The 12,498-nt window shown below is 60.3% G+C and carries 10 protein-coding genes and 1 pseudogene; 7 read left to right on the top strand and 4 right to left on the bottom strand.

Features of this window, described 5'->3' with window-relative positions; genetic code table 11:
* The first annotated feature begins 1 nt into the window (after nt 1).
* The gene (emhB, locus tag ABV589_RS21645; protein ID WP_007963179.1) at nt 2-3,151 is read left to right on the top strand and encodes an efflux RND transporter permease subunit EmhB; all 3,150 of its coding nucleotides are present in this window, start codon (nt 2-4) and stop codon (nt 3,149-3,151) included.
* Nucleotides 3,148-4,608 carry an efflux RND transporter outer membrane subunit EmhC gene (gene emhC, locus ABV589_RS21640; protein WP_007963178.1) on the top strand — a complete coding sequence of 487 codons (1,461 nt, stop codon included), beginning with the start codon at nt 3,148-3,150 and terminating at the stop codon, nt 4,606-4,608. Before emhB ends, emhC begins: the two co-directional genes overlap by 4 nt.
* Nucleotides 4,609-4,688: 80 nt before the next feature.
* Here emhC and ABV589_RS21635 read toward each other — a convergent pair whose 3' ends face one another.
* Nucleotides 4,689-5,186, bottom strand: coding sequence for a hypothetical protein (locus ABV589_RS21635; protein ID WP_367083541.1), 498 nt, complete (start codon nt 5,184-5,186; stop codon nt 4,689-4,691).
* A gap of 242 nt (nt 5,187-5,428) precedes the next feature.
* On the opposite strand from ABV589_RS21635, the pseudogene ABV589_RS21630 reads away from it, so the two are divergent.
* The 5 genes and pseudogenes from ABV589_RS21630 to ABV589_RS21610 form a co-directional block, all read left to right on the top strand.
* Nucleotides 5,429-5,596: pseudogene (locus tag ABV589_RS21630) on the top strand (multidrug transporter); the annotation flags it as partial.
* A 363-nt stretch (nt 5,597-5,959) separates the two neighbouring features.
* A complete protein-coding gene (locus tag ABV589_RS21625) occupies nt 5,960-7,219 on the top strand; it encodes an OprD family porin (RefSeq protein WP_367083539.1) in 1,260 nt (419 codons plus the stop codon).
* Between the two features lie 182 nt (nt 7,220-7,401).
* Nucleotides 7,402-8,592: an FAD/NAD(P)-binding oxidoreductase gene (locus tag ABV589_RS21620; RefSeq protein ID WP_367083537.1), complete on the top strand. Its 1,191-nt coding sequence runs from the start codon at nt 7,402-7,404 to the stop codon at nt 8,590-8,592.
* A 26-nt stretch (nt 8,593-8,618) separates the two neighbouring features.
* Nucleotides 8,619-8,975, top strand: a complete 357-nt coding sequence (locus ABV589_RS21615) for a DUF1641 domain-containing protein (RefSeq protein ID WP_007963173.1) — start codon at nt 8,619-8,621, stop codon at nt 8,973-8,975.
* Between the two features lie 21 nt (nt 8,976-8,996).
* Nucleotides 8,997-9,815, top strand: a complete 819-nt coding sequence (locus ABV589_RS21610) for a methyltransferase domain-containing protein (RefSeq protein WP_367083536.1) — start codon at nt 8,997-8,999, stop codon at nt 9,813-9,815.
* A gap of 93 nt (nt 9,816-9,908) precedes the next feature.
* Here the strand turns inward: ABV589_RS21610 and pcaC are convergent, their stop codons facing one another.
* From pcaC to ABV589_RS21595, 3 genes are read right to left on the bottom strand one after another with little or no spacing between them, the layout of a single operon-like run.
* Nucleotides 9,909-10,301, bottom strand: a complete 393-nt coding sequence (gene pcaC / locus ABV589_RS21605) for a 4-carboxymuconolactone decarboxylase (RefSeq protein WP_003222417.1) — start codon at nt 10,299-10,301, stop codon at nt 9,909-9,911.
* 10 nt (nt 10,302-10,311) lie between these two features.
* Nucleotides 10,312-11,103, bottom strand: a complete 792-nt coding sequence (gene pcaD / locus ABV589_RS21600; protein ID WP_367083535.1) for a 3-oxoadipate enol-lactonase — start codon at nt 11,101-11,103, stop codon at nt 10,312-10,314.
* A gap of 11 nt (nt 11,104-11,114) precedes the next feature.
* Entirely contained in the window at nt 11,115-12,479 is a 1,365-nt protein-coding gene (locus tag ABV589_RS21595) for a 3-carboxy-cis,cis-muconate cycloisomerase (RefSeq protein WP_367083533.1), read from the bottom strand.
* Nucleotides 12,480-12,498: the final 19 nt, after the last annotated feature.

The following is a 12,498-nucleotide window of genomic DNA, read 5'->3' as shown; positions in this document are numbered from 1 at the left end:
CATGTCGAAATTTTTTATCGACCGTCCGATTTTCGCCTGGGTAATTGCCCTGGTGATCATGTTGGTCGGGGCACTATCGATCCTGAAATTGCCGATCAACCAGTACCCGAGCATTGCGCCTCCGGCCATCGCGATCTCCGTAACCTACCCGGGTGCTTCGGCACAGACGGTTCAGGACACCGTGGTCCAGGTGATCGAACAGCAGCTCAACGGTATCGACAACCTGCGTTATGTGTCCTCGGAAAGTAACTCCGACGGCAGCATGACCATCACCGCGACCTTCGAGCAAGGCACCAACTCCGACACCGCGCAGGTTCAGGTTCAGAACAAGCTGAACCTGGCCACCCCGCTGCTGCCGCAGGAAGTGCAGCAACAGGGTATCCGCGTGACCAAGGCAGTGAAAAACTTCCTGCTGGTGATCGGCGTGGTGTCGCGTGACGGCAGCATGACCAAGGACGACCTGTCCAACTACATCGTGTCGAACATGCAGGACCCGATCTCGCGGACCGCCGGTGTCGGTGACTTCCAGGTCTTCGGTGCCCAGTACGCGATGCGCATCTGGCTCGACCCGGCCAAGCTGAACAAGTACAACCTGACTCCGGCTGATGTCAGCAGCGCGATCTCGGCGCAGAACGTTCAGGTGTCTTCCGGTCAGCTCGGCGGTCTGCCGGCGCTGCCTGGCCAGCAACTGAACGCCACGATCATCGGCAAGACCCGTCTGCAGACCGCCGAGCAGTTCAAGGCGATTCTGCTGAAGGTCAACCAGGACGGTTCGCAAGTGCACATCGGCGATGTCGCCGACGTCGGTCTGGGTGGCGAAAACTCGACCATCTCGGCGCAGTTCAACGGCAAGCCATCGTCCGGTCTGGCGGTAAAACTGGCCAACGGCGCCAACGCCCTCGACACCGCCAAGGCGCTACGCAAGACGATTGACGAACTCAAGCCGTTCTTCCCGCAAGGCATGGAAGTGGTGTTCCCGTACGACACCACCCCGGTGGTGACCGAATCGATCAAGGGTGTGGTTGAAACCCTGGTCGAAGCGATCGTGCTGGTGTTCCTGGTGATGTTCCTGTTCCTGCAGAACTTCCGTGCCACGGTCATCACCACGATGACCGTGCCGGTGGTATTGCTCGGTACCTTCGGCATCCTCGCGGCGTTCGGCTTCAGCATCAACACCCTGACCATGTTCGGTATGGTGCTGGCTATCGGCTTGCTGGTGGACGACGCCATCGTCGTGGTGGAGAACGTCGAGCGGGTGATGAGCGAAGAAGGCTTGTCACCGAAGGAAGCGACCAAAAAGTCCATGGGCCAGATCCAGGGCGCTCTGGTCGGTATCGCGCTGGTGCTGTCGGCGGTACTGCTGCCAATGGCGTTCTTCAGCGGCTCCACCGGTGTGATCTACAAGCAGTTCTCGATCACCATCGTTTCGGCCATGGCCCTGTCGGTAATGGTTGCCCTGATCTTCACCCCGGCATTGTGCGCCACCATGCTCAAGGCCATCCCGAAAGGCGAGCACGGCACGCCGAAAAAAGGTTTCTTCGGCTGGTTCAACCGTAGCTTCGACCGTGGCGTGAAAAGCTACGAGCGCGGTGTCGGCAACATGCTGTCGCGCAAAGCGCCTTACCTGCTGGCCTACGTCCTGATCGTGGTCGGCATGATCTGGCTGTTCACCCGCATTCCGACCGCGTTCCTGCCGGAAGAAGACCAGGGCGTACTGTTCGCTCAGGTGCAGACCCCGGCCGGCTCCAGCGCCGAACGTACGCAAGTCGTGATCGACGAAATGCGTTCCTATCTGCTGGATAAGGAAGCGGGCGCAGTGGCGTCGGTGTTCACCGTGAACGGCTTCAACTTCGCCGGTCGTGGGCAGAGCTCGGGTCTGGCGTTCATCATGCTCAAGCCGTGGCACGAACGTGATTCGAACAACAGCGTGTTTGCCCTGGCCCAGCGCGCCCAGCAGCACTTCTTCAGCTTCCGCGATGCGATGGTGTTCGCCTTTGCTCCGCCGGCAGTACTGGAGCTGGGTAACGCCACCGGTTTCGACGTGTTCCTGCAGGACCGCGCCGGTATCGGTCACGAAAAACTGATGGAAGCGCGTAACCAGTTCCTCGGCATGGCTGCGCAGAGCAAGGTGCTCTACCAGGTGCGTCCGAACGGGCTGAACGACGAGCCGCAATATCATCTGGAAATCGACGATGCGAAGGCCCGCGCCCTGGGCGTGAGCATTTCCGACATCAACAGCACCCTGTCGATCTCCTTCGGTAGTAGCTACGTCAACGACTTCATCGACCGCGGTCGCGTCAAGAAGGTGTACATCCAGGGCCAGGCCGGCTCGCGGATGAGCCCGGAAGACTTGAAGAAGTGGTACGTGCGCAACAGCGCCGGGACCATGGTGCCGTTCTCCGCATTCGCCAAGGGCGAGTGGATCTACGGCTCGCCGAAACTGGCGCGTTACAACGGTGTGGAAGCGATGGAGATTCTCGGGTCTCCGGCGCCGGGTTACTCCACCGGTGAAGCGATGGCCGAAGTCGAAGCGATTGCCAAGAAGCTGCCGGCCGGTGTCGGTATCTCCTGGACCGGTCTGTCCTACGAGGAACGTCTGTCCGGCTCGCAGGCGCCAGCGCTGTACGCCCTGTCGCTGCTGATGGTGTTCCTGTGTCTGGCGGCGCTGTATGAAAGCTGGTCGATTCCGATTGCGGTCATGCTCGTGGTACCGCTGGGGATCATCGGTGCGTTGATGGCCACCAGCCTGCGTGGGCTGTCCAACGACGTGTACTTCCAGGTGGGCCTGTTGACGACCATCGGTCTTGCGGCTAAAAACGCCATTCTGATCGTCGAGTTCGCCAAGGAGCTGCATGAACAAGGGCGCAGTCTGCGCGATGCGGCGATCGAAGCGTGCCGCATGCGTCTGCGACCGATCATCATGACCTCGCTGGCGTTCGTCCTCGGTGTAGTACCGTTGGCTATCTCCACTGGCGCAGGTTCGGGCAGCCAGCATGCGATCGGTACGGGCGTGATTGGCGGTATGCTCACGGCTACGATTCTGGCGATCTTCTGGGTCCCACTGTTCTTCGTCACGGTTTCGTCCATGGGCCAGCGTAAAATCGCCGACCAGGATGAGACGACTGAAACTCCTAAAGAGGCTGGCCAATGAGCAAGTCGCTACTCTCCATCGCAGTCGCCGCCTTCGTGCTGAGCGGTTGTTCGCTGATTCCTGACTATCAGCGGCCAGAAGCACCGGTTGCGAACCAGTTCCCGCAGGGCCCGGCTTACTCGCCGGCCCAGGCACCGGCGCAAGCCGCTGCCGAGCAGGGCTGGAAGCAGTTTTTCCATGACCCGGCCCTGCAGCAACTGATCCAGGTATCGCTGGAAAACAACCGCGACCTGCGTGTCGCGGCGTTGAACATCGACGCCTATGCGGCTCAGTACCGCATCCAGCGTGCCGACCTGTTCCCGGCCGTTTCGGCGAACGCCACCGGCAGTCGCCAGCGCGTTCCGGCACGGGCTTCGCAGACCGGTGAAGCGGGCATCACCAGCTCCTACACCGCGACCGTCGGCATCAGCGCCTACGAACTTGACCTGTTCGGTCGGGTGCGCAGCCTGAGCGAACAAGCGCTGCAACAATACTTCGCCACCGAAGAAGCGCGTCGCAGCACGCAGATCAGTCTGGTGGCCAGCGTGGCCAACGCGTACATGACCTGGCAGGCCGACAAGGAACTGCTCAAGCTGACGCAAGACACCCTCGGTGCGTTTGAAGAAAGCTATAAGCTGACCAGCCGCAGCAACGAAGTCGGTGTGGCCTCGGCGCTGGACCTGGCGCAGTCGCGTACCTCGGTGGAAAACGCCCGGGCGCAACTGGCCAAGTACACCCGTCAGGTGGCTCAGGACGAAAACAGCCTTACCCTGCTGCTCGGCACCGGCATCCCGGCCAATCTGCAAGCGGCCAAACCGCTGTCGGATGATCTGCTCAGCGACGTACCGGCCGGTCTGCCTTCGGACCTGCTGCAGCGTCGTCCGGACATCCTGCAGGCCGAGTACAACCTGAAAGCGGCCAACGCCAACATCGGCGCCGCCCGTGCAGCGTTCTTCCCGAGCATCAGCCTGACCGCCAACGCGGGCAGCCTGAGCCCGGACCTGTCCGGTCTGTTCAAGGGCGGTTCGGGGACCTGGCTGTTCCAGCCGCAGATCAACCTGCCGATCTTCAACGCCGGCAGCCTGCGCGCCAGCCTCGACTACGCCAAGATCCAGAAGGACATTGGCGTGGCGAACTACGAGAAGTCGATTCAAACCGCCTTCCAGGAAGTCGCCGACGGCCTGGCCGCGCGCCAGACCTACACCGAGCAACTGCAAGCGCAGCGTGACTTTGTCGCGGCCAACCAGGATTACTACCGCCTGGCCGAGCGTCGTTACCGTATCGGTGTCGACAGCAACCTGACCTTCCTCGACGCCCAGCGTCAGTTGTTCAGCGCGCAACAGGCACTGATCACCGACCGCCTCGCGCAGCTGACCAGTGCGGTCAACCTGTACAAGGCCCTGGGCGGTGGCTGGAATGCGCAGACCGCGCAGAACGAACCGCTGAAAGAAGAAGCGCCGAAGATGAAGCTGTTCTGATCTTTGGTTGAGAAAAAAGCCCGCTATCCAGGCGGGCTTTTTTTTGCATGAAAGAATCTCTCAACAAACGTTCAGAAATATCAATATTCAAACTCAGCCCAAAAATCATCAGCTTCTACTTTTACTACCTGCCCATCACGATCTACATAATTAAACGAAAAAGTTCCATCAATGCGTTGCTTCACGTCATTATCAACAATGCCGTGAACTTTCAGTATGCCCTTACCAAATGCATCCCCACTAATTCCTCCATTCGGCCTTCCGGTTCCAAACATAGCGCAAACTTCCCAGTCGTCGTCGAAAGGATTCTTAATTTCGTAGGTCTTTTTTTGCAACTTATGATTAGCCAGCAGCATGACTGCTGGTACTCTGGCGCCCGTATCCTCCCCAAAGTAGGCCTCAACTACAGTACGCCAACTCTCAATATAGAAGTTGAACCATCCCGTCTGCAGCTTTTCATCCTCCTGCCCCTCTCGCTTGACACGAAGTTCAATGAACCCACTTGTAGATTTTACCAGCTTTAAATTTTCACCAAATTTTTTAACTTCACCAACATCAACACCACTCGAACCTTTCATAACAAGCCCTTCCCTTCCATAACAAGAGCAAAAAATTTACGCCACTTTCTCTCTCACGCACAACTGTCACTACTGACAGTTGACTTTTTTATACCACTGCAATCAGCATGAAATATGTTATAGAAAGCAAAAACTCCTGGTGCCACTTTCTGCAATCGCCGCGCCCAACAAGTTCAGAATATTCAGAGATTTGCAAAAGCCGCTACATCCGGGGCACAACGTTGGTACTGAAATTCACATGCGACGCCCAGCGTCAGTTGTTCAGCGCGCAACAGGCACTGATCACCGACCGCCTCGCGCAGCTGACCAGTGCGGTCAACCTGTACAAGGCCCTGGGCGGTGGCTGGAATGCGCAGACCGCGCAGAACGAACCGCTGAAAGAAGAAGCGCCGAAGATGAAGCTGTTCTGATCATCCGGTGAACACAAGGAGCCCACCATTTGGCGGGCTTTTTGTTGCCTGAAAATCAAAAGATCGCAGCCTTCGGCAGCTCCTACATTTGAAATGCGTTCCCCTGTAGGAGCTGCCCAAGACTGCGATCTTTTGCTGTTCGATAATCGCCCAAAACCCGCTTTCACCGATTGAATCCCGCCCACCGCGCCCCGCACCATTCGCTCCACAACACCAATAACAACAGGTTCGACACCATGCTCACGCGCCCTGCCTCGCCCGGCTGATCACCGCCGCCTTATCCCTGAATCTGCAATTTCTTGCCCGCCCCGAAAGCGGCGCAACGAACCCGTTCGCCCTAAAAAAATAACAAGAGACCCTGCGATGACTCATCCAACCGCGCCGTACGCCCTCCCCGGCCTGATCGCCCTGGCCCTGACCGGCGTCGCCCTGCCCGCCGCAGCCGAAGAAGCCGGTTTTGTCGAAGGCGCCAGCGCCAACCTGAACCTGCGCAACTTCTACATCAACCGCAACTTCACCAACCCGACCAAGGCTCAGGGCAAGGCTGAAGAGTGGACGCAGAACTTCATTCTCGACGCCAAATCCGGCTTTACCCAGGGCACCGTCGGCTTCGGCATGGACGTGCTCGGCCTGTACTCGGTAAAGCTCGATGGCGGCAAAGGCACCGGTGGCACGCAACTGTTGCCGCTGGATCACGACGGGCGTCCGGCGGACAACTTCGGTCGCACCAACGTCGCGTTCAAGGCCAAGCTCTCTCAGACCGAAGTGAAGGTCGGCGAATGGATGCCGGTGCTGCCGATCCTGCGCTCGGACGACGGCCGCTCGCTGCCGCAAACCTTCCGTGGCGGGCAGATCACCTCGAAGGAGATCAACGGTCTGACCCTGTATGGCGGGCAGTTCCGCGCCAACAGCCCGCGCGATGACAGCAGCATGAGCGACATGTCGATGTTCGGCAAAGCGGCGTTCACCTCCGATCGCTTCAACTTTCAGGGCGGTGAATACCAGTTCAACGAAAAACGCACGCAGATCGGCCTGTGGAACGCCGAACTCAAGGACATCTACAGCCAGCAATACCTCAACCTGACACACAGCCAGCCACTCGGCGACTGGACGCTGGGCGCCAACCTGGGCTTCTTCTACGGCAAGGACGATGGCAGCGCCCGCGCTGGCGAACTCGACAACAAGACCTGGTCGGGGATGTTCTCGGCTCGCTACGGCGGCAACACCTTCTACGTCGGCCTGCAAAAACTCACCGGCGACAGCGCCTGGATGCGCGTCAACGGCACCAGCGGCGGCACCCTGGCCAACGACAGTTACAACTCCAGCTACGACAACGCTCAGGAGCGATCCTGGCAGGTGCGCCACGACTACAACTTCGCCGCCCTGGGCATCCCCGGCCTGACCCTGATGAACCGCTACATCAGCGGCGACAACGTGCACACCGGAACCATCACCGATGGCAAGGAGTGGGGCCGCGAATCGGAACTGGGCTACACCGTGCAGAGCGGCACCCTGCGCGACCTCAACGTACGCTGGCGCAACTCGACCCTGCGCCGCGACTTCAGCAACAACGAGTTCGACGAAAACCGTCTGATCATCAGCTATCCGATCAGCCTGCTCTGAACCCGCACGCCGGCGCTACGGCGCCGGCATCAACCATTGGTCAGCCCGGACTGGCGATTTGTCGAGGCGCAGATACAGTCAACAGAGTGTGTAAATTCTCCAGCCTGCTGTAGGAGCCCTTAGTTTTCTTCCGTTATCTCCGGATGCTGTACGCGAAGCCGCCTTGGCCACGGAGGTCAGGTATGAGCAAGCGAATAGTTATCGTCGGTGGCGGTGTAGGTGGAACCATGCTGGCCAATCAACTGGTCGGCAAGCTGTATCCCGAAGTTCTACGCGGCGACGTCTCGATCACATTGCTGTCCAGTTCCCCCGATCATTACTACAAACCTGCGTTCATGTACGTGGCGTTCAGTCAGTTCTTCGAAGAGGAACTCAAACGTGCGGAACGCTCATTGTTGCGCCCGGAAATCAGTTTCCACGTTGAAGAAGTCACCCGTTTCGACTTTTCCGGGCAGCAATTGCGCACCCGAACCGGCAAGCGCTTCGACTATGATTTTCTGGTGATCGCCACCGGCTGCGTGCCGGCGCCGGAACGCATCGAGGGTCTGCAAGAAGCCGGCGACCACTTCTATCAATACCTTCCTGCCCGGCAGCTGGCGCAACGCCTGAACACCATCGAAAAAGGCCGGATTTTCATTACCGTGTCCTTCCCGCAGACACCGAACGTCCCGCACCAATGCGGAATCGCGCCCGTGGAAACGACATTGATGCTGGATGATTTGTTGCGTCGCCGGGGCGTTCGCGAGCAAGTGGAAATCATCTACACCTACCCGACGGTTGCCCAGCTATTGCGCAATTGTCTGTTCTTGCAGCGTCCCACGGGTGAAATCCTGCCGAGCATTTTTGCCCGGAAAAACATTCAATTTCAGCGCGGCTTCACCCTGAGCCATGTGGATCCCGATGCAAAAGTCGCCTACTCGGCCGAGGGCGATGCGCAACCCTTCGATATCCTGATGGCTACTCCGCCAATCCAGGCCGTCGAGGTGGTGCGTGAATGCGGCATCTCACAAGCCGCCAATGATGAAGGATGGCTGCCGACCAATCACGAAACGCTGCAGGTCTACGGCCTGGAGAATGTCTACGTGATCGGCGACACCGTCGATCTGCCGGTCAGCAAGGCCGGCGGCGCCTGTCATAACCAGGCGCCGGTGATCGCCAACAACATCACCGCCCAGATCCGTCTTGGCGCACCCAACTCGGTATACGACGGTCGGGTACAGGCGGTAGCACAAATGGGCCTGAATGCCGGGATGCCACTGTGGTACGACTACACCCACGATGTATTGCCGACACCCCCGACCAAATTGGGCGGCCTGCTCAGAAACGGTTTCAATCGCGGTCTTTACTGGGCGGTGGCCCGGGGAATGCTTTGACCCTGCACAGGGAGGAGTGATTGCTCATGAACATGCCCGAGGAAATGTCAGCCACGCCCGGGTTCACTGCCTTGATGGCAAAACTGCAGCCGTTAATCGACGGCGGACGCCTGGAGAATATTGTCGACCTGCTTTCACTGGTTTCCGACATCGCCGATCTGCTCGACACGGCCATGGTGGAAAAACTCGCGCAATTGTTCGAGAGCGGCACTGCCGCCACCTGGACAGTCAGTAATGCAGTGCGCAAGGCCAAAGCCGAAGTATCGGCACAGTCAGAGGCGCCGGGCACTCTGGCGTTACTCAAACTGCTGAATGAAGAGGACACACGCAAAGGCGTGGCCGTTGTTCTGAAAACCCTCAACGTCATTGGACGACAACTGTAATCCGCCAGAGAGGACCTCCTCATGAGCGCCAAACTCGAAACGGCAGGGAACGCCTGCACTCACTGGGACGCCAAGGCGTACCAGCAGTTTTCCCGTCTCAGGCAACGCCCGGTCCACGAATTGCTCGACCGTGTCGATCTGCACGACCCCAAGCGCATTTATGACCTGGGCTGCGGCACCGGCATCGCCACGCAGTTGCTGGCCGAGCGCTGGCCGCGTGCGCAGTTGCTGGGAGTCGACAGCTCGCGGCAAATGCTTGATCAGGCTCGTTGCCTGCCGATCAACGCCCAATGGCAAGAGTGCGACCTGCTCGATTGGCAACCCGGACAACCCGCCGACCTGCTGCTCGCGGCGGCGGTGCTGCATTTCATCGGCGATCATCAACAGCTGCTGCCGCGCCTGCTGGGGCATCTCACCCCCGGCGGCTGTCTGGCGGCGCACATGCCGGACTGGCGCGATGCCCCGTGGTATCGATTGATGCTCGACACCCTCGACGATGCCGGCCCGGGACACACCCCCATCGGCACAGCAGAACTGCGCCGGCGCATGGCGGCGCGGCCGTTGTTGACGCTGGAGGACTACTACCGCTTGCTGGCGCCGCTGACCACGTCGTTGGATATCTGGGAAACCGAGCAATTGCAGGTGGTTGACGGCAAGTCACCGGTGTACGACTGGGTGAAGGTTTCGGCGCTGCGGCCGGTGATGCAGGCGCTGGATTCAGAGGAACAGGCGCGGTTTATCTATCACTTCCTGATGCGGGTGCACGAGCATTACCCGCCGGAGAAAAACGGGCATACGCTGTTTCCGTTCAAGCGGATTTTCATTGTTGCCAGGGTTTGAAGATCAAAAGATCGCAGCCTGCGCCAGCTCTTACAGGGAAACGCATTCCAAATGTAGGAGCTGCCGCAGGCTGCGATCTTTTGATTCTGATGCCTACTCCCGGGATTCGACGCCCAGCTCATCCCACACCGACTCCGCCAGATGAAACGTCGCATTCGCCGCCGGGATCCCGCAATAAATCGCGCTCTGCATGATCACTTCCTTGATCTCGCCCCGGCTCACACCGTTGTTGGCCGCCGCACGCAAATGCAGTTTCAGCTCGGCCTCGCGGTTCATCCCGATCAGCATGGCGATGGTGATCAGGCTACGGGTATGCCGTGGCAGGCCCGGGCGGGTCCAGATGTCACCCCAGGCATGACGGGTGATCATCTCCTGGAATTCCGAATTGAACTCGGTCAGCGCATTCAGGCTGCGATCGACGTGAGCATCGCCCAACACCGCACGGCGCACTTGCAGGCCTTCGTCGTAACGTTGTTTCTCGTCCACAAATCTTCCCTCACTGAGCGTTCAGAAACGCCAACACCCGATCACTGAAATCGGCACCGGCCTGCACGTTGGACAGGTGCGCGGCATGGAACTCGGCGTACTCGGCGCCGCGCACATGCTCCTGAATGAAATGCCCACCAGACGGTGGCGTTACCGCATCTTCGGTACCCGCGATGACCAGCAGCGGCAGGTTGATCGAGGCCAGTTGCTCACGGAAATCGGCATCACGCACCGCCGCGCAATTGGCCGCATAACCTTCCGGCGAAGTGGCTGCGAGCATGTCGGTGATCTTCTTCGCTGCAGCCGGATTGGCCGCGGAAAAGTCCGGAGTAAACCAGCGCGCAATCGATGCATCACGCAGGGCGACCATCGCTGCCGGGCCGTCACGCAGCACAGTTTCAATACGCGGGTTCCACACCGACGGGTCGCCAATTTTTGCGGCGGTATTGCACACAATCAGTTTGTGCAGACGGTGACCGGCATTGATCCCCAGCCACTGACCGATCAAGCCACCCATCGACAATCCGCAGAAATGCGCACGTTCGATGTGCAGCGCATCCAGCAGACCCAGCACGTCGCGGCCCAGTTGCTCGATGCTGTACGGCCCCGCTGTCACCAGCGATTGCCCGTGACCACGGGTGTCGAAACGCAGCACCCGGAAGTGCTCGGTGAACGCTGGGATCTGCGCGTCCCACATGTGCAGGTCGGTGCCCAGCGAGTTGGACAGCACCAGCACCGGTGCATCGACCCGGCCGTCCCATTGATAGTGCAGTTCGCCATCGGCGAGTTGAACGAAAGCCACAGCCCTCTCCTTCAGACAGACAATGCGTTGTGTTCGGCCACTGCGCGCTCGACCCAGACTTGTGCCTGGCCGAGGTAGTGCGCAGGGTCGAGCAGATGATCCAGTTCAGCGCTGCTCAGTTCGGCGGTCACTTGCGGCTCGTCGCCGAGCACCGCACGCAGGTGGCGCTGTTCGGCCACCGCGCGTTTGCAGCATTGTTCGAGCAGGTGATGTGCGGTGTCGCGGCCGACCCGTTGCGCGAGGACGATGCTCACCGCTTCGGCCAGCACCAGCCCTTGGGTCAATTGGAGGTTGCGCGCCATGCGCTCGGCATCGACCTCCAGACCATCGGCCAAAAGGCGTGCCTGTTGCAGCGCACCGGACACCAGGCAGCAGATGTCCGGCAGGGTTTCCCATTCGGCATGCCACAAGCCAAGGCTGCGTTCGTGCTCCTGGGGCATGGCGCTGAACAACGTCGAGACCAGCCCCGGCACCCGTGTCGCCGCGCCGATCAACACCGCCGCGCCGACCGGATTGCGCTTGTGCGGCATGGTCGACGAACCGCCCTTGCCCGGCGCCGACGGCTCGAACACCTCCGCCGCTTCGGTCTGCATCAACAGGCTGACGTCGCGCCCGAGTTTGCCGAGGCTGCCGGCGATCAAACCGAGCACCGCGCCGAACTCGACGATGCGATCCCGCTGGGTGTGCCACGGTTGCTCAGGCAACGTCAGTTGCAGCTCTTCGGCCAACGCCTGGGCGATCGGCAGCGCTTGCTCGCCGAGCGCCGCGAGGGTGCCGGAAGCACCGCCGAATTGCAGCACCAGCAGCCGCGGCTTGAGTTCGCGCAGACGCTGACGGCTGCGGGTCACCGCGCCGAGCCAACCGGCGATCTTCATCCCGAGGGTGACGGGCGTGGCGTGCTGCAGCCAGGTGCGCCCGGCCAGTGGCGTCGCCGCATGCCGTTGGGCTTGGGTGGCGAGCAAATCGGCCAGCGCTGCCAAATCGCTTTCAATCAGCTCCAGCGCCTGCCGCAATTGCAGCACCAGCCCGGAATCCATCACGTCCTGACTGGTCGCCCCCAGATGCACATAGCGCTCGGCCTCGGCGCTGCTCGCGGCGATCTGCTTGCCCAATGCCTTGACCAGTGGAATCGCCGAGTTACCGGCCGTGGCAATCGCCTCGCCCAGCGCCGCGAAGTCATACAGACCGGCATTGCAAGCGGCGGCAATCGGCGCGACGGCAGACGCCGGAATCCCCCCGACCCGCGCCTCGGCCCGGGCCAGCGCCGCTTCGAAATCGAGCATCGCCTGCACCCGGCCCTGATCGCAGAACACCTCGCGCATATCGCGGGCCGTGAAATAGGCATCGAACAATTGATTGCCCGGTCGCTGAGTCATAAACAGTCCTTGCCGGCGC

Origin of the sequence: Pseudomonas sp. HOU2, assembly GCF_040729435.1 — a bacterium.
Taxonomy (GTDB): Bacteria; Pseudomonadota; Gammaproteobacteria; order Pseudomonadales; family Pseudomonadaceae; genus Aquipseudomonas.
Note: the sequence above shows the minus strand (reverse complement) of the source record. Positions and strands in the feature narration are given on the sequence as shown.